The organism is Streptomyces zagrosensis, assembly GCF_014203645.1.
Taxonomy (GTDB): domain Bacteria; phylum Actinomycetota; class Actinomycetes; order Streptomycetales; family Streptomycetaceae; genus Streptomyces; species Streptomyces zagrosensis.
The window spans coordinates 23219-45639 of record NZ_JACHJL010000025.1 but is presented as its reverse complement, the minus strand read 5'-3'; the positions used below and the strand labels follow the sequence as shown (position 1 = coordinate 45639).

General features: G+C 70.5%; 19 protein-coding genes and 2 pseudogenes. 6 read left to right on the top strand and 15 right to left on the bottom strand.

Annotated elements, in window-relative coordinates; translation table 11 throughout:
- Positions 1–3 precede the first annotated feature (3 nt).
- Together FHS42_RS31960 and FHS42_RS31955 are read left to right on the top strand one after the other, a co-directional pair.
- Positions 4–303, top strand: coding sequence for an RNase A-like domain-containing protein (locus FHS42_RS31960; protein ID WP_184578956.1), 300 nt, complete (start codon positions 4–6; stop codon positions 301–303).
- Between the two features lie 11 nt (positions 304–314).
- Positions 315–1010: a contact-dependent growth inhibition system immunity protein gene (locus FHS42_RS31955; RefSeq protein ID WP_184578953.1), complete on the top strand. Its 696-nt coding sequence runs from the start codon at positions 315–317 to the stop codon at positions 1008–1010.
- 22 nt (positions 1011–1032) lie between these two features.
- Here FHS42_RS31955 and FHS42_RS31950 read toward each other — a convergent pair whose 3' ends face one another.
- From FHS42_RS31950 to tsaB, 4 genes and pseudogenes are all read right to left on the bottom strand, one after another.
- Complete coding sequence (locus FHS42_RS31950) at positions 1033–1290, bottom strand: hypothetical protein (protein ID WP_184578950.1); 258 nt, start codon at positions 1288–1290, stop codon at positions 1033–1035.
- Entirely contained in the window at positions 1287–2471 is a 1185-nt protein-coding gene (gene tsaD / locus FHS42_RS31945; RefSeq protein WP_184578947.1) for a tRNA (adenosine(37)-N6)-threonylcarbamoyltransferase complex transferase subunit TsaD, read from the bottom strand. Before tsaD ends, FHS42_RS31950 begins: the two co-directional genes overlap by 4 nt.
- A gap of 415 nt (positions 2472–2886) precedes the next feature.
- Positions 2887–3357, bottom strand: a pseudogene (rimI, locus tag FHS42_RS31940) (ribosomal protein S18-alanine N-acetyltransferase); the annotation flags it as partial.
- A gap of 41 nt (positions 3358–3398) precedes the next feature.
- Positions 3399–4223, bottom strand: coding sequence for a tRNA (adenosine(37)-N6)-threonylcarbamoyltransferase complex dimerization subunit type 1 TsaB (tsaB, locus tag FHS42_RS31935; protein ID WP_184578943.1), 825 nt, complete (start codon positions 4221–4223; stop codon positions 3399–3401).
- 98 nt (positions 4224–4321) lie between these two features.
- Between tsaB and FHS42_RS31930 the strand changes: the two genes are divergently transcribed.
- The gene (locus tag FHS42_RS31930) at positions 4322–4879 is read left to right on the top strand and encodes a hypothetical protein (protein ID WP_184578940.1); all 558 of its coding nucleotides are present in this window, start codon (positions 4322–4324) and stop codon (positions 4877–4879) included.
- 522 nt (positions 4880–5401) lie between these two features.
- On the opposite strand, the gene tsaE is transcribed toward FHS42_RS31930, so the two are convergent.
- The 6 genes and pseudogenes from tsaE to glmS form a co-directional block, all read right to left on the bottom strand.
- Entirely contained in the window at positions 5402–6124 is a 723-nt protein-coding gene (gene tsaE / locus FHS42_RS39280; RefSeq protein WP_376772767.1) for a tRNA (adenosine(37)-N6)-threonylcarbamoyltransferase complex ATPase subunit type 1 TsaE, read from the bottom strand.
- Between the two features lie 209 nt (positions 6125–6333).
- Entirely contained in the window at positions 6334–7779 is a 1446-nt protein-coding gene (locus FHS42_RS31920; protein ID WP_184578937.1) for an alpha/beta fold hydrolase, read from the bottom strand.
- The gene (gene alr, locus FHS42_RS31915) at positions 7776–9095 is read right to left on the bottom strand and encodes an alanine racemase (protein WP_184578934.1); all 1320 of its coding nucleotides are present in this window, start codon (positions 9093–9095) and stop codon (positions 7776–7778) included. Before alr ends, FHS42_RS31920 begins: the two co-directional genes overlap by 4 nt.
- A gap of 377 nt (positions 9096–9472) precedes the next feature.
- Positions 9473–11104 (bottom strand): NAD(P)H-hydrate dehydratase, encoded by a 1632-nt coding sequence (locus FHS42_RS31910; protein ID WP_184578931.1) that lies wholly within the window; start codon positions 11102–11104, stop codon positions 9473–9475.
- A 418-nt stretch (positions 11105–11522) separates the two neighbouring features.
- Positions 11523–11888, bottom strand: a pseudogene (locus FHS42_RS31905) (holo-ACP synthase); the annotation flags it as partial.
- 12 nt (positions 11889–11900) lie between these two features.
- Positions 11901–13748 carry a glutamine--fructose-6-phosphate transaminase (isomerizing) gene (gene glmS, locus FHS42_RS31900; protein ID WP_184578924.1) on the bottom strand — a complete coding sequence of 616 codons (1848 nt, stop codon included), beginning with the start codon at positions 13746–13748 and terminating at the stop codon, positions 11901–11903.
- Between the two features lie 152 nt (positions 13749–13900).
- Between glmS and coaA the strand changes: the two genes are divergently transcribed.
- Positions 13901–14917 (top strand): type I pantothenate kinase, encoded by a 1017-nt coding sequence (coaA, locus tag FHS42_RS31895; protein ID WP_376772766.1) that lies wholly within the window; start codon positions 13901–13903, stop codon positions 14915–14917.
- A 111-nt stretch (positions 14918–15028) separates the two neighbouring features.
- Positions 15029–15997 (top strand): DUF389 domain-containing protein, encoded by a 969-nt coding sequence (locus tag FHS42_RS31890; RefSeq protein WP_184578921.1) that lies wholly within the window; start codon positions 15029–15031, stop codon positions 15995–15997.
- Positions 15998–16985: 988 nt separating this feature from the next.
- Here FHS42_RS31890 and FHS42_RS31885 read toward each other — a convergent pair.
- From FHS42_RS31885 to FHS42_RS31865, 5 genes are all read right to left on the bottom strand, one after another.
- Positions 16986–17369: a hypothetical protein gene (locus FHS42_RS31885; protein WP_184578919.1), complete on the bottom strand. Its 384-nt coding sequence runs from the start codon at positions 17367–17369 to the stop codon at positions 16986–16988.
- A gap of 625 nt (positions 17370–17994) precedes the next feature.
- Positions 17995–18336: a GNAT family N-acetyltransferase gene (locus tag FHS42_RS31880; protein ID WP_184579086.1), complete on the bottom strand. Its 342-nt coding sequence runs from the start codon at positions 18334–18336 to the stop codon at positions 17995–17997.
- Between the two features lie 312 nt (positions 18337–18648).
- Positions 18649–19086, bottom strand: coding sequence for a cupin domain-containing protein (locus FHS42_RS31875; RefSeq protein WP_184578916.1), 438 nt, complete (start codon positions 19084–19086; stop codon positions 18649–18651).
- A 165-nt stretch (positions 19087–19251) separates the two neighbouring features.
- Positions 19252–20154, bottom strand: coding sequence for a serine hydrolase (locus tag FHS42_RS31870; protein ID WP_184578913.1), 903 nt, complete (start codon positions 20152–20154; stop codon positions 19252–19254).
- Positions 20151–21161, bottom strand: a complete 1011-nt coding sequence (locus tag FHS42_RS31865) for a LysR family transcriptional regulator (RefSeq protein WP_312867126.1) — start codon at positions 21159–21161, stop codon at positions 20151–20153. The genes FHS42_RS31870 and FHS42_RS31865 overlap by 4 nt, the downstream gene beginning before the upstream one ends.
- Before the next feature lie 170 nt (positions 21162–21331).
- Between FHS42_RS31865 and bla the strand changes: the two genes are divergently transcribed.
- Positions 21332–22273 (top strand): class A beta-lactamase, encoded by a 942-nt coding sequence (bla, locus tag FHS42_RS31860; RefSeq protein WP_184578907.1) that lies wholly within the window; start codon positions 21332–21334, stop codon positions 22271–22273.
- Positions 22274–22421 lie beyond the last annotated feature (148 nt).

Sequence of the window (22421 nt, the reverse complement as noted above, 5' to 3'; positions counted from 1 at the left end):
GCCGTGCGCACCAGGTCCGCTACCTATCCCGACCGGGAAACTGCCCACTGGTGCACCCAGCAGGTCGTCTCCCGCAACGAACAGGTCATTCATCGTTGGCTGGCGCAAGGCACCCGCCAACGGCTGAGCATCGAAGCCGCCTGGCCGTCGCGCGAGGAGCCTGTCGGCCGAGTGCTCCTCCAAGCCATGCTGCTGGCGGGCCGGGGACCAGTGCCGGTGCGGGCGGCACGAGTCATCCTCAAGCGGGACGACTCCCATTCGCAGGGCTTCACCGTCCAGGCTACTTTTCCGATCTACCTGTAGAGCAGGACAGCATGTCCCTGAAGCCACGCGAACACGACGCCCGATATGGCGAGTTAGATCACCTCATACATGCCTATCTGGGCCAGTCGGCCGACGATGACGCCGAGCGCCGCAGCGTAGCCCTGACCGCCTATCTGCACCACACATGGCACACCCGCCCATGGGCTCTCGCCCTTGCCGAGCGGCAACTTCGTGAGTACGCGGAAAACCCACCCGGCAGGCTGCGCGTACGCCTTGGCGAGTTCTACTCGCTGCCCGACATCGGCCTGCCCAATGGGGACATCCAACAGTGGCTTCTGACGCTGGCCGAGCATCTGAAGGAAAGCATCGAGCAAGGCCAGGTACCCCCGCCGTGCGGCCCGCAGACGCACTGGGAATGGCACGCCCGCTTTCCGGAACTCGGGCAGTTGCTGGGCTGTTGGTTCTCCCAGGACATGCCGGATGAGTTCGCGGACCACGAGGCCGCCATCGGGGACTACGCGGCTTCCACGGACGCGGCCCTAGTTGCTCGACTGTTGGGAGAGGTGCACGAACTCCTGGCCCTAGAGATCGAGGAGGCGGACTACGCCCTCGGCCTCGCTGAGTTGGGTATGGAGGTTGACCCTCCAGCCCCCTACTCCGCCAGCGGCTGGCTCGCTCTCGTCGCCGACCAGCTCAGTAGCGGTGGCGCCCCGCGTGGTGGGCCGCCGCAGGAGTCAGCCCGCTGACACGCCCGGGCCGAATGCGCCCCTACTCCCCCGCCACCGCCTCGAACCGCCACCGGTGCACGGCCCGCCGCGCCAACCCTTCGGCCGGGTCCGGAAGTTCGGGCAGCTCTGCCTCGTACGGCGCGTCCCACCAGGTGATGACCAGGACACGGTCATCGGGGGCGCGGAAGGTCTCCCGGCGTAGCGGTGCGGGGTCGAGGGTTTGGCTGCGGGCCCAGTCGAGTAGTTCCGGGCCGCGGCCATCGACGGCCCGGGCTTCCCACATCAACGCGAGGGTCATGAGTAGAGGTTGTCCTTGCTCAGCTCGTGGAAGTGGTCGTGGTCATGGTCATGGTCGTGACCCTGCGCCGGTCCATGGCTGTGGCCATGGCCGGGAGAGTGTCCGTGCTCGTTCGCGGCGGTGGCCGGTACGTGCGGTTCGGTGACCGGGAGCGAGGAGTCCGCCGACAGGTCCCAGGCCGATGCCGCCCGGCCGCGGGCGACCATCTCCGCGCCGAGTGCGGCCACCATCGCGCCGTTGTCCGTGCACAGCTTGGGGCGTGGGATGCGAAGCGTGATGCCCGCGTCCTCGCAACGACGCGCGGCCATCGCGCGCAGCCGCGAGTTGGCGGCGACGCCGCCACCGATCATCAGGTGGTCCACGCCGTTGTCCTTGCAGGCGCGCACCGCCTTGCGGGTGAGCACGTCCGCCACGGCCTCCTGGAACGACGCCGACACATCGGCGACCGGCACCTCCTCGCCCGCGGCCCGCTTCGCCTCGATCCAGCGAGCCACGGACGTCTTCAGGCCGGAGAAGGAGAAGTCGTACGCGGCGTCCCGCGGCCCGGTCAGACCGCGCGGGAAGCGGATCGCGTTCGGGTCGCCTTCACGGGCGATCCGGTCGATGACCGGGCCGCCGGGAAAGCCGAGGTGCAGCACCCGGGCAACCTTGTCGAACGCCTCACCCGCCGCATCGTCGATGGTCGAGCCCAACGGCCGCACGTCGGAGGTGATGTCCGGGGCCAGCAGCAGCGACGAGTGCCCGCCCGAGACCAGGAGCGCCATGGTCGGCTCGGGCAGCGCTCCGTGCTCCAGTTGGTCCACGCAGATATGTGAGGCCAGGTGGTTGACCCCGTACAGCGGCTTGCCCAGTGCGTACGCGTACGCCTTCGCGGCCGAGACGCCCACCAGAAGCGCGCCCGACAGGCCAGGGCCCGCCGTGACCGCGATGCCGTCCAGGTCACGGGCGGCGACCCCGGCCTCCTTCAGGGCCCGTCTGATCGTGGGAACCATGGCCTCCAGGTGGGCCCGGCTCGCCACCTCCGGGACGACTCCGCCGAACCGTGCGTGCTCCTCCACGCTGGAGGCGACCGCGTCGGCCAGCAGCGTATGACCGCGCACGATGCCGACTCCGGTCTCGTCGCAGGAGGTCTCGATGCCGAGGACGAGGGGCTCGTCGCGGCGGCCGGATGCGTCAGCCATGGGTACCAGTCTCTGTCTCTCGCGCTGTTTCGTGCACCGTTGTCCGCGCTGGTTCAAGCGCGGTCGTCGGCGCTGTTGTCGGCGCTGTTATCGGCGCTGCCTCGGGCGCTGTCGTCCGCGTTGTCGTTCGCGCTGTCGTTCGCGCTGTCGTTCGCGCTGGTTCGTGCCCTGCCGTCTCGTGCCCTGCCGTCTGTGCTGTCGCGTGCCCCGGCGCTCGCGCCGCCGTGCGCGCTGTCTCAGGTACGTGAGCGCCCGCGGGCCCAGGCACGTCAGTGCGCCCGGGCACGTCCTCGGGCGGGGGCCCGGACGCGCCAGCAGGCACAGGTCCAGATGCTTCATCGGTGGCGGGGGGCGTGTCGGCGACGGGTTCGGCGTAGCCCTCGGCCGCGAGCTGGGCGGGGGCCACGGGGCCGGGCAGCCGCATGACCAGGGCGTCCACGTTGCCCGGCTGGTAGTAGCCCTTACGGAAGCCGATGGGCTCGAAGCCGAAGCGTTCGTACAGGCGCTGGGCGCGCACGTTATCGACGCGCACCTCCAGCAGCACCTCATGACACTCGAACGCGGTGGCGGCCGTGAGCAGGTCGGTCAGCAGCCGCGCGCCGAGACCGGTGCCCCAGTATTCCCGGATCGCCCCGATCGTCTGCACGTCGCCCGTACCGTCAATAGCGGCGAGCCCCGCGTATCCCACGAGCCGCTCCTGCTCGTCCTCGGCGACCACATAGTGGCGGGTCGCCCCGGCGCCTCTGGCGTGCGCGAGCTCCGACCAGAACATGCCGTGCGACCAGGCGTCATCGGGGAACAGTTCGTGTTCGAGACCGAGTACGGGCGCAATGTCCCACCAGCGCATCTCGCGGAGCCGGGGGACGCGGCCCGCGGTGTGCGGCATGGCTGCACCCTCCGATGCTGCGCCCGTCTCGCGCGCTTCGCTCACTTCGGGGTGACCACCTTGTAGTTCGCCGGCACCTGCGCATCCGGGCGACGCAGATACAGCGGCCGATCGGGCAGGAACTCCTCGCCGGCGGCCAGCATCTCCACCGCGAGCGCGGCGAGCGCGGCGGCGGACTGGTACTCGGGCAACTCTCGCGACGCCGCAGCCGCCACTGGCACCGCCGCCAGCACCTTGGGCTCCGGCGACACTCCCGACGCCGACCCCTCAGACACGTCAGGCACCTCAGGCACCTCGCTCGGCGTGCTCCCGATCCCAGGGGCCGTACCCGCGTCCCGCTTCCCGTGCCCACCGGCCGCCGCGGCGAACACCGCCCGGTAGAGGGTGCCGCCCGCGCCCACCACCGGCAGTCCCGCAAGCGCGTCGGCGATGTCGGCCGGGCGGTCTACGGCGGGCTCGGTGATCCGGGTCCGGGCGTCCGCGTACCGCGCCCAGTAGACCTCCTTGCGCCGGGCGTCCGTGGCGACGACAAAGGGGCCCGTAAGCCCGGCCTGCCCGGCGGCGTACGCGATGCCGTCCAGCGTGCACAGGCCGCGCACCGGGATGTCCAGCGCGGCCCCGAACGCGGCGGCCGTCGCGAGCCCGACCCGCAGCCCGGTGTACGGGCCGGGGCCCACCCCCACCACGATGTCCGTCAGGTCCCCGGGTGTAACGGAGGCCATCGTGAGCACCCGGTGCACGGCGGGCAACAGCAGCTCGCCATGGCGACGGGCGTCCACCTGGTGGGATGCGGCAAGGACGGCCTGGCCATCGTGGAGCGCGACGGTCACGGCCGGGGTAGCGGTATCAAGAGCGAGCAGCAGCACGCCCATAAGCGTACGGCCGCTGGCCCGGGCATCGATCCCGTGCTCGCGTGCCGAGTGCTACGGTCGCCCCGTAGTGGAGTGATGAAGGGTGGCTTGACGTGGCACGGTCCAACTCCGGAACCATCGTGGGCGGACTCACCGCCGCAGCGATCGTCGTGGTAGGCGTCCTCGCGTACCACGCCTCCGCAAACGCCCCGATCAACCCGAACCAGGCGGCCCGCCCCGGCGCAACCGACTCCGCCCATCCGAAGGACAAGGCGAAGAAGGAGAAGTCCACCGCCATCCCGGCCAGCTCCGGCACCGGGCGTCGGGTGGTGTACGCGCTCGGCGACAAGCGGGTGTGGCTGATCGGCGCCAACGAGCAGGCCATTAGGACCTACCAGATTTACCCCAGCTCGGTGAGTCCCGCGCCCGGTACGTACAACGTGACCTCCCGTTCCGCCAGCGTCACCGGCTCGGATGGAATTCCCATCGAGCACGTCGTGCGCTTCCACACTGAGGGCGACATAGTGTTCGGCTTCAGCGCGGCCGTGAACGGTTCGACGCCCGACCCGGACTCAACGAAGCGGACCGGCGGTATCCGCGAGAAGCGCGCCGACGGCGCGGCGATGTGGTCGTTCGCGACGAACGGTACCGAGGTCGTCGTCATCCGCTAGCAGTCATCGTCATCCGCTAGCAGGAGTGGCGAGGCTAGGCCGCTTCGCGTGCACACTGCGCCGCTGGTTCGGTCTCCGCGCCCGGTTCTACCCCGGGGGTCGGCAGACCCCCGGGCGGGGTGGAGACCGCGGTTGCCGCGGCACAGGACGCGAGCATGGCTGTGACCGAGGGTGCCCGCGACTCAATGCGCTGTGCTGGTTCGGTGGGCTCGTGGGTCGCCATGGGGTGCCTCCCGGTACTCCTGGAGCATGCAGCGCGGTTAGGTACGCCTAACTAGAGCGCTTGGTCTCCATGTGACCACGCCTGGGGCGGTGAGCGCAACATCTTCCCGACGGCTTGTCGGAATCTATCGCCCTGTGTGGCCGACCTCCCGCCCCACCCGGTCCCCAGGACGTATCGGCCCGCAGCGGCCTGCCTGGGGCGGCCCCGGCCCGTGCCGTCCGACGCGTCCGCGGGCGCTGCCCCGGCCGCGGCGCCCGCGGCTCTCCTCGCCGAGTTGCCGAGTCGCCGGCCCCGCTGCTTCAGCCGACGCGTTCCACCGACTCCAACACCGAGAGGTCCACATCGGCCCACCGCGCGCCGACCCCGGTCACGGTCACCCGCCGCACATCGGCATCGGCTTCAGCATCGGCATCGGCGGCTTCCGCATCGGCGCTGGCGGTAGCGGCGTCGCCCGCAACGGCGGCGGCGTCATCGGCGTCATCGGCAACCTTGCTGGCTGCGGGGTTGGGGGCGTTAGCGGGGATCGGCTCGGGGGTGTCGGCGGGGGGCGACGCGGGCATCGTGGAAGCGGCGCCGGCCGCGGGGCCCGGCGCCGCGAGCCCTGCCTCCGCTCCCACCGCACGCTCGATCACCACGTGCAGCCGGTCATCCGACAGTTCCTCCACCTTGCCGTCGCCCCATTCGACGACCACCACCGACTCTGGCAGCGAGACGTCCAGGTCAAGGTCTTCCATCTCGTCCAGACCGCCGCCCAACCGGTACGCGTCCACATGCACCAGCGGCGGGCCCTCGCTCAGGGACGGGTGCACCCGGGCGATGACGAAGGTCGGCGACGTCACGGCACCTCGTACGCCAAGGCCCAAGCCAAGCCCGCGGGTCAGCGTCGTCTTGCCCGCGCCCAACTCGCCGGTGAGCAGCAGCAGGTCGCCGGGACGCAGCAGCGTGGCCAGTCGGCGGCCCAAGTCCCCCATGAGCTGGGGGGTGGGAACGGAGATCTGTGCACGGGCGTACGGAACGTTCATACCCGCCGATGGTACGGGCCCGCACGGAGCGTCCCGCACTCCCCGGAACGGCTCCGTCCGCCCAGCCGTACGCCCGGCTACCTCACTCGTACGCCCAGCCATACGCCCGCTCGTACGCTTTCCCCGTACGCCCCGGCTCCTCGGCGCTATAGGGCCCTGCAGGGCCCTATAGGTCGATATAGGGCTCTACAGGGCGGTATCCGGCGTGGCTAGCCAGGTGCCGTGCGGCTCGTTTCGGCCGTGCCGCCGCCCCTGCTCTCGTCACGGCTGCCGCTGCCGCTGCCGCTCGCACTCCCGTTGCCACCGTTGCCCGCGGCAGCTCCGGCCGCGCCCGGAACCCCGGCGACGTCGAGGAGTTGCAGCAGGCTGTCGTACACCGTCTCGGGGTGCTCCAGCATCACCAGGTGCCCCGCCCCGGGAACGATCTCCAGACGGGCACGCGGCAGGAACTCGGCGATGGCCTCGCTGTGCTCGCTCGGCGTGATCAGGTCCCGCTCCCCCGCCAGAACCAGGACCGGCAGCCCGTCGAAGGTGGGCAGCGCCTCGGACTTGTCGTGCTCGGCGAAAGCCGGGTAGAACTCGGCGACCACATCGATCGGCGTCGCCTCGATCAGCCGCTCCGCGAAGCGCGCAACGCCCGGGTCCACGTCCCGCGACCCGAACGAGTACCGCTTGATGACCCCGGCGAACAGATCCGCGGTCGCCCGCCGGCTCCGCTCCACCAGTTCGGTCTGCGAGCCAAGGGCCCGCAGCACCCCCGGCAGCACCCGCCGCACCGCCCGCACCCCCACCACCGGGAGCCCGAAACTGACCTCGCTGAGCTTGCCGGCCGAGGTGCCGATGAACGCGGCGCCGACCACCCGCCGCCGCACCAGCTCGGGAAACTGCGCCGCCAGCGCCATGATCGTCATGCCGCCCATCGAGTGCCCGACGAGCACCAACGGACCCTCGGGCGCGGCAGCGTCGATGACGGCCTTGAGGTCGCGGCCGAGCAGGTCGATGGTGACCGGTTCGCCGCCCTCGCTCTGCGATCGGCCGCGTTCGGAACGACCGTGGCTGCGCTGGTCCCAGTACACGGCGCGAACAACGCCGGCGAGCGCGGCGCGCTGGAAGTGCCAGGAGTCCTGGCTCAGGCAGTAGCCGTGGCAGAAGACCACGGTCACCGGCGGCGCGGTGCGGTGCCCCTCGCGCCGGTTCGACCCGGTGGGCGCCGGCGCGCCGGCGCCCGACACCGAGCCCACCACCCCGCCGCCCGCGCCCTCCCTGCTCCCGAAGCCGTTGACTCGCTCGACGCCCTCGACGCCCTCGATTTCGTCAGCGAATTCCGTGCCGCCCGCGGCCTCGTAGGCGAACTCCGTGTCGTCCTCGACCTCGTAAGCGAGCTTCGTACCGTCCTCGGCGACGGCCGTGCCTGGCGTACCGCGCAACGTGCCGTACGGACCCGCCGCGTCCAGGGCCAGCCGGGCCTTGCGGCGCATGCCGCGCCCTACCGTGAGCCGCTCCAAGGCAACGCCGGCCGCCGCACCCGCGGCCACCACCCCTATCGCGGCGCCCGCGAGCCCCGCGCCGCGCCGCCAGCCCGCAAGGGCCACCGCCTCGACCACGTCCTCCGCCGCACCGCTCACGCCGCCCGTACCGCCCACGCTGTCGCTCATGTCGGGGTGCCCGTGCCCTCACCCGAATGGGGGTAAACGCCGCCCACACGGTCCTGCACATCGGGCCCGTGAGCGGCCGAGCCGCCCTCGCGGCGAGCCGTGCCCCGCCCGTGGAGTGCGGTGTCGTCCCTGTACGGGGCCCCGTACGAGGTCGCGTCCTGCTCGCGGGACGCGGTGTCGCCCTCGTGGAGGTACACGCGGGGCACCCGCTGCCCGATGCGGGTGACGATTTCGTACGCGATCGTCCCCACGGACTGCGCCCAGTCCTCCGCCGTCGGTTCGCCCCGGTCGCCCGGCCCGAACAGCACCGCCTCATCGCCCTCGGCCGCCTGATCGCCGCCGAGGTCCACCACGAACTGGTCCATGGCCACCCGGCCCGCAATCGTCCGTAGCTTCCCCGCGACCAGCACCGGACCGGAGTCGGATGCGGCGCGCGGGACGCCGTCCGCGTACCCGACCGGGACCAGCGCCAGCGTCGTATCGCCGGGCGTGTGGTAGCGGTGCCCGTACGAGACGCCATGCCCGCCCGGTACCCGCTTGACCAGCGCCAGCGAGGCGGACAGCGTCATGGCCGGGCGCAACCCGAAGTCGGCGCTGGCCCCGACCTGCGGGCTCGGCGAGATTCCGTACACCGCGATGCCGGACCTGACCAGGTCGAAGTGTGACTCGGGAAGGGTCAGCGTGGCCGGGGAATTGGCGATGTGCCGTACCTCGGGGGCGATGCCCGCGGCCTCGGCTTGCGCCAGCATCTGTCGGTACGCGGCGAGCTGCGCGGCGATCGAGGGGTGCCCCGGCTCGTCCGCACACGCGAAGTGCGACCACAGGCCGGTCACCTTGATCGTCCCGGCCGCCTCCGCCTTGCGGGCGGCAGCCACCAGATCCGCCCAGTCGCCGGGCTGGCAGCCGTTGCGCCCAAGGCCGGTGTCGGCCTTGAGCTGCACCCGCGCGGTCCGCCCCGCGGCCTGGGCGCCCGCGACGGCCTCGCGCAGCGCCCACATCCCGCTCACCGATACGTCGATGTCCGCCGCGATGGCCTCTTGCCACGGTCCGCCCGGCGTCCACAGCCAGCACATCAGCCGTCCGGTGTCCCCGGCCGCGCGCAGCGTGAGCGCCTCTTGCGGCGTGGCCGTCCCCAGCCAGCTCGCACCCGCCTCCCGGGCCGCCCGCGCGCAGGGCACGGCGCCGTGCCCGTACGCGTCCGACTTGACCACGGCCATCAGCTCAGCGCGGGGCGCGCGCTCGCGCAGCGCGCGAACGTTGGCCCGCAGCGCGGCCAGATCGACGGCGGCTCGGGCACGCATCGGTGTCTCGTTCATCCCACTCAGTGTCTCAGGCGCCCCGCACACACCACTGTCGGCCGGCATGCGCGGTACCGAACGACACCGCGGGCGGCAGGCATGGCGGGGTGTTGCCGGGTTTCCTGCTGTTGCGCTGTGCCTTTGCTGGACGGGGGGCTTGTCGGGGTCGGAGCGTTGGGGGGCGCTTTCTCCATGCTGGAATGCGCTCTTGACGCTCCTCGCCCACGGCGCGCGGGCGGAGCTCCGTGCGTATCGCGCACCCCGCACCACGTGCCACGTGCCACGTGCCACGTGCCACGCATCACCTATCGCGCACACGTATCGCGCACCGCGCACCATGCACGCCACCGCGTGGGCGCCGTACCGCTCGGGCAATCAGCACGATCTCCGTGGGCTCACCCCGCGCACACGTTCCGCCAAGCCTCGCCCAGCGCGTCGGCCACATCGGCGGCCGTGATGGGTGCCGCGGGTCCGCCGGGTCGTGCCGCCGCGCGCCGGGCCGCCAGGCCGTGCAGGTACGCCCCCGTCGATGCCGCCGTGCGCGCCGAAAGGCCCGCCGCGAGGAGTGAGCCGGTCAGGCCCGACAACACATCGCCGCTGCCCGCCGTGGCCAGCCAGGCCGTTCCGGTCGGGTTGACGCGTACGGGGTCATCGTCGGGACCGGCGATCAGCGTCGTGGACCCCTTGAGCAGCACCGTCGCCCCGGTCTTGGCCGCCAGCGCGCGCACCGCCGCCAGCCGACCCGCCTCGACCTCCTCACGCGGCCGGCCGAGCAGCGCCGCGGCCTCCCCCGCGTGCGGGGTCAGCAGCGTGGCGGCGCTGCGGGAGCGGACGCCGTCCGGTGGCAGCAACCGCAGCCCATCGGCGTCTACGAGCACCGGTACGTCGGAGGCCAGCACGTCGGCCAACGCCTGCCTGGCCTGTGCGTCGTCCCCGATGCCGGGGCCGACCACCCACGCCTGCACCCGGCCCGCCTTACCGGGCGGGCCAGCGGACACCAGCGTCTCGGGGAAGCGCGCGATCACGGCGTCCGCTCCCGGCCCGGCGTACCGCACCGCCCCCGCGCCCCCGCGTAGCGCCCCCGCCACCGCGAGCACGGCCGCGCCGGGGTAGCGGGCCGAGCCCGCGACGACGCCCACCACGCCGCGCCGGTACTTGTCGCTCTCGGCCGATGGCCGGGGCAGCACCGCCGCCACATCCGCGTGCTGCATCACCTCGATGTCCGGCGTCGGCGGCAGCCATGGCCCGAGCCCGATATCCACCAGCCGCAGCGCGCCGGTGTGCTCAGCGGCCGGATCGATGAGCAGCCCCGGCTTGTACGCGCCGAAGGTGACCGTCGCGGCGGCGCGCACCGCGGCCCCGCCTACCTCCCCCGTATCGGCGTCCACGCCGCTCGGCAGATCGACGGCGACCACGGGCACCCCCGCGTCGGCGGCTACGGCGGCGAGCCGCGCGGCAGCCGGCCGCAGCCCACCCCGCCCGCCGATGCCGACAATTCCGTCGAGTACGAGGTCGGCCCGGCCGATGGCGCGCAGCGCGGCCTCCTGCGCGTCAGGACCGCGGCCCCCTGGTGCACCGGCCGCCCACCCCGCACCGGAGCCCGCGCCCGTACCCGTATCGGCATCCGTATCAGCGTGGGCTTCCGTGCCCGCAGCCGCGAGGAGTTGGCCGCCCGCCGCGCGCAGGGCGGCGAGGCCAGCTGGGTGGGCGCGGTCGGGCGTCAGCAGTACGGCGGTGACCCCGGCCCCGCGGCGAGCCAGCCGGGCCCCCGCGTACAGCGCGTCGCCGCCGTTATCGCCGCTGCCGACCAGCAGCACCACCCGCGCCCCGTAAACCCGCCCGGGTGCGCGCCGGCGCGCTCTGCCTGTTACAGCCGATGCGGCAGCGCCGGCCCCCGATTCCAGCAGCCCAGCGCAGGCGGCGGCGAGGCCGGCCGCCGCCCGGTGCATGAGCGTCCCTTCGGGCAACCGGGCCAGCAACTCCCGCTCGGCGGCCCGTACGGTCTCCACGCTGTAGGCAGTCCTCATGGGCCCAGTGTCCCGTGATCGGCACGCGGCGGCCCGGCACGCGCGGTGGCCCGGCGGCCGGCGACCCAGCACCCGACAACCCAGCACCCGACAACCGGCGCCCGACAACCCAGCATCAGACGGCCAAGCGTCAGGCGGCCGGCGACCCGGCGTCAGGCGGTGAGGCGCTCAGGCAGTCAGCCCCGCGGACGCGGGCGCCACGCCCCGCGGTCCCCATCCGGTACGCCGACACCGCCACCGCCACGATCCCCCGCCGCCCTCGCGGATTCGCGCACCGCTCCCACGCATGACACCGCCGCCCTCGCGAACTCCGGCACGCTCAGCTATCGCCCTCCGCAGGGGCGGTCCCCTCCGCGTAGCCAGCCTCCGCCGCGAACGCGGCATCCTCCGCAGCCGCGTCATCCGCGGCCGGTGCGTCGCCCTCGGCGATCACCACCGCCGATGCGACACCCGCATCATGGCTGAGCGACACGTGCCAGGTACGCACGCCGAGCCGCGCCGCGCACTGCGCGACGGTGCCGCGCACCCGCAGCCGAGGCTGGCCGCTGGGCAGGGTCCAAATCTCGGCGTCCGTCCACCGCAAACCCCGCGGTGCGCCCAGCGCCTTGGCCAGGGCCTCCTTCGCCGCGAACCGGGCGGCCAGCGAGGCGATGCCCCGGCGTTCACCACTGGGCAGATACAACTCGCGCTCCACAAAGACGCGGTCCGCGAGCCCCGGCGTACGCTCCATGGCCGCGCCGAACCGATCGATCTCGGCAACGTCGATCCCCACGCCAACGATCATGCGACCGCCACCTCACTCCACCGTCACGGACTTGGCGAGGTTACGCGGCTGGTCCACCTCGTTGCCGCGGGCCGTGGCCAGTTCGCAGGCGAAGACCTGGAGCGGCACGGTGGCGACCAACGGCTGGAGCAGCGTCGGGGTGGCCGGGATCTCGATGAGGTGATCGGCGTACGGGATGACCACCTCGTCGCCGCGCTCGGCGATCACGATGGTTCGGGCGCCGCGGGCCCTGATCTCCTGGATGTTGGACACGATCTTGTCGTGCAGAACGGACCGGCCACGCGGCGACGGGACGACGATGACCACCGGCACATCGTCCTCGATCAGCGCGATCGGCCCGTGCTTGAGCTCGCCAGCGGCGAAGCCCTCGGCGTGCATGTACGCCAGTTCCTTGAGCTTGAGGGCACCCTCAAGGGCCACCGGATAGCCGACGTGCCGACCCAGGAACAACACGGTGTTCTTGTCCGCCAGCGAACGGGCCAGCTCCCGCACCGGCTCCATCGTCTCAAGCACCTGCTCCACCTGAGTGCCGATCTCGGACAGCTCCCGGATGACCGAATGGATCTCATCACCCCACTTGGTGCCGCGCACCTGGCCGAGATAGAGCGCCACCAGGTAGCAGGCGACGAGCTGGGTGAGGAACGCCTTGGTGGAGGCCACGGCGACCTCGGGCCCGGCGTGCGTGTACAGCACGGCGTCTGACTCACGCGGAATGGTGGAGCCGTTGGTGTTGCAGATGGCGAGCACCTTCGCCCCCTGCTCGCGGGCGTGCCGCAGCGCCATCAGGGTGTCCATCGTCTCGCCGGACTGGGAGATGGCGATGACCAGGGTGCGCGGGTCCAAGATCGGGTCGCGGTAGCGGAACTCGCTGGCCAGCTCCGTCTCGCAGGGAATGCGGGTCCAGTGCTCGATGGCGTACTTAGCGATCATTCCGGCGTGGAAGGCCGTGCCACAGGCGACGATGACGACCTTGTCCACCTCGCGCAGCACCGAGGCCGGGATGCGGACCTCGTCGAGCAAGAGGCTGCCGGCGGCGTCGATGCGGCCAAGCAGCGTGTCGGCGACGGCCTTCGGCTGCTCGGCGATCTCCTTGAGCATGAAGTAGTCGTAGCCCCCCTTCTCGGCGGCCGACACGTCCCAGTCCACGTGGTACGGGCGCACGGTGGCGGGCGATCCGTCGAAACCGGTGACGTTCACCCCGTCCCGACGCAGCTCCACCACCTGGTCCTGACCCAGCTCGATCGCCTCGCGGGTGTGCGCGATGAACGCGGCGACGTCGGACGCGAGAAAGTGCTCGCCGTCGCCGACACCCACCACAAGCGGCGAGTTGCGGCGCGCACCGACCACCACATCGGGCTCGTCCGCATGCACCGCGACCAGCGTGAACGCGCCCTCAAGCCGCCCGCAGACCTGTCGCATCGCCTCCGCCAGGTCTTCGGTGGAGGAAAAAGACTCGGCGAGTAGGTGCGTTACGACCTCGGTGTCGGTCTCGGAGGTCAGCTCGTGGCCGCGCTCGACCAGCTCGGCGCGCAGCAGGGCGAAGTTCTCGATGATGCCGTTGTGGACGACGGCGACCCGGCCCGAGTTGTCCAGGTGAGGATGCGCGTTGGCGTCCGTGGGCCCGCCATGGGTGGCCCACCGGGTGTGGCCAATGCCAGCGGTGCCGCTCGGCAACGGCCGCTCCGCCAGCACCTTGTCCAAATTGGCGAGCTTGCCCGCCTTCCTCGCAGCAGCGAGCCCACCATCGGCGAGCACGGCAACCCCCGCCGAGTCATAGCCCCGATACTCAAGGCGCTTGAGCCCGGCCAGAACGACATCGAGGGCGGACTGCCCTCCCACGTAGCCAACGATTCCGCACATGGAGGCAGGGTACGCGCGGCCCGGCTCACGCCCCCGGCACCCCGACACCTCCTAGCGCCCCCGCGCCCCAGCACCCCCACATACCGCCCGCCACACCCCGGCGTGACCGAACGCACGCCCCGCAGCGCACCGTGAGAACCCACAATGAGTCCGTGATCACGTCTTCGGTGAGTGGCCAGCGGCCAGCAGGCGGGCAGCACGGCGGGGGTCGGCGGGCCGAGTCGAGCCCCTATGTGGATCTCTCGCGCGCTGAGTGGAGCGGACTGCGCGAGAAGACGCCGCTGCCGCTGACGGCCGAGGAAGTCGAGCGGTTGCGCGGTCTCGGTGACGTCATCGACCTCGATGAGGTACGCGACGTCTACCTGCCGCTCTCCCGTCTCCTCAACCTCTACGTCGGTGCGACCAGCAACCTGCGAGGCGCGCTCAACACCTTTCTCGGCGACGCGGGCAGCGGCCAGGGCGCCCAGCAGGGCACCCCGTTCGTCATAGGGGTCGCCGGCAGCGTCGCGGTCGGCAAGTCCACCGCCGCCCGCCTCCTCCAGGCCCTGCTCGCGCGCTGGCCCGAGCATCCACGCGTCGAACTGGTGACCACCGACGGTTTTCTGCTCCCCAACGCGGAGCTGCACCGCCGCGGCCTCATGTCGCGCAAGGGCTTCCCCGAGTCGTACGACCGCAGGGCGCTGACCCGCTTCGTGGCCGATGTGAAGGCAGGCAAGGAGGAGGTGACCGCGCCCGTCTACTCCCACCTGGTGTACGACATCGTCCCCGATCAGCGGCTCACCGTACGCCGCCCCGACATCCTCATCGTCGAGGGCCTGAACGTGCTCCAGCCCGCGCTGCCCGGCAAGGACGGCCGAACCCGGGTGGCGCTCGCCGACTACTTCGACTTCAGCGTGTACGTGGACGCCCGGGCGGAGGATATCGAGCGGTGGTATCTGGGCCGGTTCCAGAAGTTGCGTGCGACGGCGTTCCACAACCCGTCCTCGTACTTCCGCAAGTACACCCAGGTCTCCGAGGCCGAGGCCCTGGATTACGCGCGCATGATCTGGCGTACGGTCAACAAGCCCAATCTCCAGCAGAACGTCGCCCCCACCCGTGGGCGCGCCACGCTGGTGCTCCGCAAGGGCCCCGATCACAAGGTGCAGCGTCTGCGCCTGCGCAAGCTGTGAGCGGAAGCCACGCCGCCGGTGCCCGGCGCACGGCACGAACAGCCCCGGCCCGGGCCCGTCCGTCAGGCCCGTCAGGTCGCCGGCCAATGAGAAAACGCTGAGGAGCCCGCCGTGCTGCATCTGCGGCTGATCGTCCCCGCCCACCGCACCCACGAGGTGGTCTCGCTCTTCGAGCGCAGCGTGGGCACCGCGCATCTGGCCGTGCTGGCCGGGGCCGGGCGTAACCCGGCCGGGGACCTCGTACTGTGCGACGTCGCCCGCGAGGCCGCCGACGACGTGCTGCGCGAGCTGCGCGAGATCGGCATCGACGAGTGCGGCTCGATCGCGGTCGAGACCATCGACCTGTCCCTGTCCAAGCGCGCCGACAAGGCAGAGAAGGAGGCGCCGGGCGAGGGCTCGGACGCGGTGGTGTGGGAGCAACTGGTGAACGCCACCCATGAGGAGTCCACCCTCTCGGTGACCTACCTCGCCTTCCTGACCGTGGCGACGATGCTGGCCGCCTGCGGTGTGGTCCTTGACAACGCGATTTTGATCGTCGGCGCGATGGCGGTCGGGCCCGAGTTCGGCCCGCTGGCCGGGCTGTGCACCGCCCTGGTACGCCGCGCCCCACGGCTGGCGCTACGGTCGCTGCTCGCCCTGCTCGTGGGGTTCGCGGTGGCGATGGCGCTGACGACGCTGTTCAGCCTGTTCATGGACGCGGTGGACCTGTTTCACAAGGCGGAGGTGGAGGCCGAGCGTCCCAACACCGCCTTCATCTACCGGCCCGACTGGTTCTCCTTCGTGGTGGCCTTCCTCGCCGGCGTCGCCGGAACCCTGTCGCTGACCTCCGCGAAGTCCGGCGCCCTGGTGGGCGTGGCGATCTCGGTCACCACGGTCCCGGCGGCGGCGAACGCCGCCGTCGCCCTCGGCTACAGCGATTACGGCCAGGCACGCGGCTCATCGGAACAACTCCTGCTCAACCTCGCGGGCATCGTCGTCGCCGGCACCCTGACGTTGCTGGCCCAACGGCTGTTCTGGGCCCACCACACCCGCGCCCGACCTCCGGCCTACCCGAACGTCGGCAGCCGGGGCGGGAGTTGAGGGCCCTGTTGTGGAGAGGCTGGGGCCTCGTCCCTTCCGGCGGCCGGTGCGGATGAGGAGGTTGGGCTGGGTGTCCTCGACCGTCTCGCCGCCCGCGCGGTGGCGGAGCACGGTGGGCAGCATGTCGTCGGTGATGACCGGGGGCCGGCCCGCCGCGGTTGCCCCCGCGAGCCGCGGTGTCGAGTCCGCAAAACCAGCGGCTGCGTAGGCAACTCGCGCACGCGCTCGGCCACCAGCGAGCCGCAACTACGCGCTCGTGAGACGTTGCCCTTCACCTTGTCGGCTTTGCCGATTGACCTGGCGCCTTGTGCGGGGGAGCAATCGTCGTACATGCCTTGGTGGGGTCCGGCGAGCATGTTCGGGGCCAGGTCATGGGCGATGAGGTGGTCGGCCAGGGCTGCCAGCTCTGCGGCAGAGCGTCCCAGGCGCTTCGTCTCGTACACCGTGAAGATCACCCGGCAGTACGGGGCGTGGGCTGCAACCTCCCGGGCGGCGGCGAGCGCGGCCTCGAACTGCGGGCGGCTTCGGACCCGGACCCGGGTACTGATCTGTTACGAGATGAGTTGTCCCGGGGAATGTGCTTCGCGGCGAGTACGTCCAACTGTGTGCGAAGTGCCGGGCCATGCGCGCGTCGTGGTCCGGCCCGCTCGCCATGGCGCAGGTCACGGCGGTCCAGCGACGTGCGCCGCAGTGCCGTCGGGCCGGCCGCCTGTCGGTGTTCGCCCTGAACCCACACACCTCTCGGCCCCACAGTTCGTCGCCGCCCGGCGCCGAGGGCTGAACGATGCGTGGGAGCGCGGGTACGAGGCGCGGCCGTCTCCGTGCCGAGCAGCACGGAGACGGCACCTGAAGGCGCCGCCCGCATGGAGGCTTGTGCGGCGAACGGCAGCCTGACAGCAACGATGCACGACGCGAACGTTCTCGCCGGGCAATCAATACGCGGGGGACGGCATCTCAATCGCAGCCGTTGTAGTCCCGAATCGAGCGACTAGCCGCGGATCTGGGCACACGCCTCGTTCGTATAGTCCTTTTCTTCGCGGGTCGAGGAGACGCCGGCGCAAATGTAAGTGCCGTTGGGGTACGTACGGTCACTAAGCGGCTTGATGAAAATGCTGATGCCGTTGGTTGTTTGCCAACTCGTCCAGACCCATTCGCCGGAACCTCCATTTCTTACCTTGGCGAAAAAGTATCCGTCGGTTTGTTTCGTACCCACTTGCACGGCACTCACATATCGCCCTTTGCCTATCACCGAGAGGCAGACGTCCTTGGAGCATTTAACGGCGTCAGCGGACGCCACGCTTGTTGCTAGCGTGGAGAAAAAGGCAGTGGCAACGAGCAGGAGCAGGGGCGACCTTTTGCTGATTTTTCCCATTCTTGCCTCACTTGTAGATGTTTCAACCTTCATGGCGAGCTCAAGCTATGACCAGCCAGAAAGCGCCGCAAGGGATGAATCGAGACACAGGATGACGAAAATCTGCCTTGCCGGATAGTGAAGGATTTCGTTCAAGGGCTGACTGAGGTTCGTACCACTGGCCGCTCCCTGCCAGCTCATGTTTCCTTCGATCAGCTGCCGGCGATTCCGCTTCTTGACTCGAATTCCAGCGTTGACCAGCACGAACGATGTTACCCATTCTCGCTCCGCATTCGTGCGGCCCGGGTCCCGCATCGACGAGTTCACGCCGATAACTACCGCAGGCAGTACCTTGTCGAACGGGGCGACCGCGCCGCTCAGCGAAGGCGGGAAATCAGCAGTCCCCGGAGATAAATATGAAGGGAGAGCGCGCTGGGCATGCTGCTCGCGGGCGCAGTGCTGAGCTCAACGAAAGCAGCCAGGATAGGGAAACGAGGGAGTAACCACTACTCAGCGCTACGGGCCAGCTGGCGGTAGTTATACGGGAACTGGACTCTGAAGGCCCGCGGCGTACTCAAGCCCGAGCCTCGACGGTGCATAGAGCGATGAGGACAGCGCCCAAAACTCACAGAGCGATTTCGAAGGATCACAGAGAGATGAGGCCCGCGTTGGTGGTGATGAAGCCGCAGGCGTCGAAGTAAAAGGCCCGCAGATGGTCATCGAAGTCAACGTGCAGCCACTCGCACTTCGCCGCACGGGCTCCTTCCACGGCGGCGGCCACCAGCCGCGTCCCCACGCCCGCCCTACGCAACTCGGTGGCGACCATGGTGTCCAGTACGAAAGCATGCGCCCCGCCGTCCCACGCGACGTTCACGAACCCCACGAGCTCGCCCCCACGGCGCGCGCACACCCAACCGAGGCTGTGCCGGTGCACCTGCGCGTGCCAGTCGATGGGCAGGAGGGGATGGTCGAAGCCCTGCGCGTGCAGCGCATTGACGTCCGCGTTGTCGAAGTCGCCCCGCCACTCGTACGACTCCTGCGCCCCGTGCGACTCCTGCGCGGCTGGCCGCTCCTGCGCCGCGGGTTGGTCCTGTGCGGCTGGCCGCTCCTGCGCTGCGGGCTGGTCTCTCGCCGCGGGTTGGTCCCTCGCTGCGGGTTGGTCCTGCGACGCGCACACCTCCGACTCCGGCGCCGCATCGCCTCCTTGGGTGTGGTGCGCCTTGCTATCGGTGCTGTCGGTCATACGCGGGATCGTACGCACGGACCACGCCAGCACCACACCCTCATGCTCACCCTCGCCTCACCCTGCCACCGTGAGTTGATACAGCTCAGGCACCGACACCTTGATGGGCTCCTGCGTGGTTCGTGCGATCACGACGACCACGGGCTCGTTCGGGTCGGGGTTCTCCTCGCGATGCGGGACGAACGGGGGGACGAGCAGGAAGTCTCCCGGGTCGGCGGTGATCCGTACCTCCCGCGTCCCGTCGTGGAAGACGAACACGGGATGCCCGCTCACCACGTAGATCCCCGCCTCCGACGCCCCGTGGTGGTGGTTGTCCGTCGAACTCAGCGGCGGGTTCTCCACCCGGCCCATCCAAAGCTTCTTCGAGCCGACGGTGCCGCCGCTGATGGCCGCGTAGCCGTCCAGCTCTCCGGATCGCACATGGTGTACGCGGTTGCCCTGCGGCGCGTTGCCGGCGGTGCTCGGCGTGGGCTCGGCGCCTTCGTGAGTGGTCATCGTGTGGCCTCCCGGCTGGTGTGTTCGATGGCCGATTTCGCGGCCCCGTTGGCGGGCCTTCGGCAGGGCACCAGACTGCAACCACCGCCGCGAGAGCGGCAATTATCGTTGCGATAATGGCAACGCATCCGCGCTGTCCCTGCCCCCGGCCCTGCCGAACACGGCTCAGAGCTGCCGCAGATGGTCCCGCAACCTACGGGCGACCTGCGCCATCAGGGCCTCCGCACCGGGCTGCGTACTGGCGGGCACCAGCGACTCGGTAAGGACGGCAACGGCGAAGACCTGGCCATCGGAGTGCTCGACAACGCCGATCTCGTGGCGAAGGTTGAGGAGGGTGCCGGTTTTGGAGGACCACATGGTGGCGTCGGAGCTGAAATCCGGCGTGAGCCGATGCCGGAGCACGTTGTGCGCCATGAGGCCGCGTACCGCATCGGCCACCTCGGGATGGATGGCCGATGGTGTCCACAGGGCTTGGAGCAACTCGACGTAGGCGCGGGCACTGCCGGTGTTGGCCCGGGTGGTGTCGAGCTGCGGCACCCGGTGCCCGCGACCGCTCGTTCCGGCGTCGATGGCGAGGGCCTGGGCGAGATGCGCCTGGTCGGCGTCGAAGCGTTCCACGGGGGTGTCCGACAGTTCGCGCATGCCGTGCCGAACGGTGATGCCGCGTACGCCGAGCTCCTGGAGGAGGTCGGCGACCTGCGCAGGCGGGGTGAGCCCGAACAGCGCGTCGGCGGCCGTTCCATCGCTCACGCAGGTGCTCAGGTAGAGCAGGTCATCGACCGCGATCCGGGTGGGATGGCGAAACCGGCTCAGTCCGGTGGGGCCAGGCGTGGTGATCCGCCCGGGCTGCACGTCGAGCATCGCCGCCCCGTCAAGCTCGCCGCGCCGGATACGCTCCGCCGTCGCCACCGCGAGCGGCACCTTGACCAAGGAAGCGGAGGGCAGTGCGGTGTCCGGGTCGATCCCCAACTCGTCGCCGGTGTGCAGATCCCGTACGAGCAGACAACCGCGCAGCCCACCGTCGGACAGCTCCCCGCGCATATCGCGCAGCAGTGCCTCGGTGTTCACGCCACCACTCCGCCAGTGTGGCACCCACAGCACCCACGGCACCCACGGCACCCACGGCTTGCATCGGCGCCGTCACCACCATCGCAACCGTCACAGCCATCCCCACCAACACCACGATCGCCCCCGGGGATTGCGCGCTCCTCCGCGCCAAGACAGCGGGCGATGGCATCACCTAGGCGCGCCTGAATGTGCTGGGGGTTTCCCTCCGCGACAGCGGCGAGGGCCAGTCCGCGGCTGAGCGCTATCTCACCTATCGGGCGCCAGTGCAAGGCGAGTTCCGTAGCCTGCGCCGGGGAGCACAGCAGCAGGTCGCGCGTGCACAGGACTTCCGCGGCTGCGGCGGTCAGCTCGTCCGCGGCCACGAGTTGGGCGGGCCGCAGGCCCACCGCGTCGCGCAGTCGCGTCAGCGGGTCACGAATGTGCGGTACGTCGTCCTCCGGTTGGACCCAAATGCGGCGGGCCGGGCCGGGCGAGGCCCGTCCAAGGCGCAGCGTTTCCAGGTAGACGCGCTTCACCCCGGGGTCATCGACACCGGCGAGCCCCAGCGGCACCGACCACGTCGCATCGTCCGCGGGCACCGCGAGCAGGGCGGCACGCACCTGCTGCGCGTACAGGAGTTCCCGCCGCTGCGCCGGCGCCGCAACCCGTAGGTCAAGCGTGACGCCATGCCCCCGCGCCGCCGCGACGAGGCGGGCGAGATCGGCCGTAGCGCAGATGCCGGGCACCGCGAGCCGCCACGGCTTGCGCTTGACGACCTCCGCCTCATGCAGCAACACATCGGCCGCCTGCACCAGTTGCCTGGCCACCGGCAGCATGTCCCGGCCGAAGGGGGTGAGGACGGCCCGCCGCGACGTGCGCTCAAACAACGGCTCGCCGAAGTGCTCTTCCAGCGCTGCCACCCGGCGACTGGCCACCGGCTGCGACATCCGGGCCGCTGCTGCCCCCACGGTGAAACTGCCGCGCTCACTGACGCTGACAAACGCGCGACACGCTCCCACCAGATCCACGGCCCGCACTCTATGCCAGTTCGGCATGGAACAGCGCATGAGCGTATTGGACCGCATGACGCCCCGGGACGAGGGTGGTCCCGGCACACCTGATCACGTACTCGGATGGGGCCGTGTATCGCCCTCTCCCCCTACGCCCCTGTGCGGGACACCCCGGAGGTTTTCGGACCATGCAGCAGCACACCCGTGCCCGGCGCGCCGTTCTCAGCGCGCTCGCCACACTCACCCTCGTCCCGCTCGTGGCCTGCGGCGAAGACGACTCATCGGATACGTCGTCACCGTCCGCGTCCGCATCAGCGAAGACATCGCAGTCGAGTGCCGCGCCCACGTCGTTCACCCGAGAATTCCAAGCGCTTGAGCGCAAGTTCGACGCGCGGCTTGGCGTATACGCCATCGACACGGGCACCGGGCGCCAGGTGAAGCACAACGACGGCGAACGGTTCATCTACGCCTCCACCTTCAAGGCGCTGGCCGCCGGCGCCGTGCTGCGCAAGTCCTCCATGGACGGCCTGGACAAGGTGATCAAATACTCCAAAAAGGACCTGATCGCCAACTCCCCGGTGACCGAAAAGCACGTCAAGACGGGGATGACCCTGGGCGCGCTCTGCGACGCCGCCGTCCGCTACAGCGACAACGCCGCGGCCAACCTGCTCCTCGAAGAACTCGGCGGCCCCAAGGCCCTGGACGCCACACTCGAAGAACTGGGCGACAACGTGACCCAGATGGAAAACTACGAAACAAAGCTGAGCGACTGGGACCCCAAGTCCCCACGCGACACCACCACCCCGCGGGCACTGGCCAAAGACCTGCGCGCCTTCGTCCTAGGCAACGCCCTCCACAAACCCGAACGCGCCCAATTGACGAAGTGGCTACGCACCAACACCACCGGCGACGAGGTCATTAGGGCCGGCGTCCCCAAGAACTGGGTGGTCGGCGACAAGACAGGAACCGGCAGCAACTACGGCGCCCGCAACGACATCGCCGTCGTATGGCCCCCGGACTCCGCCCCCATCGTCATGGCGATCTTGTCGAACCGCCATAAGAAGGACGCCGAACCCGACAACAAACTGCTCGCGGAAGCGGCAAAGGTAGTGGCCGACACCCTGTCTTAACGGCAACCCCCACGGCATCACCTCTCCCCCCGCTCCCCCACACACCACCACCCCACACGCACCGCGCCCCCACCCCGAGCCACAAGCCGGAGCGGGGGCGCGGTCGCCGCACGCGATGGTGTGCGGCGAATCAGCCGTCGAACTCGCC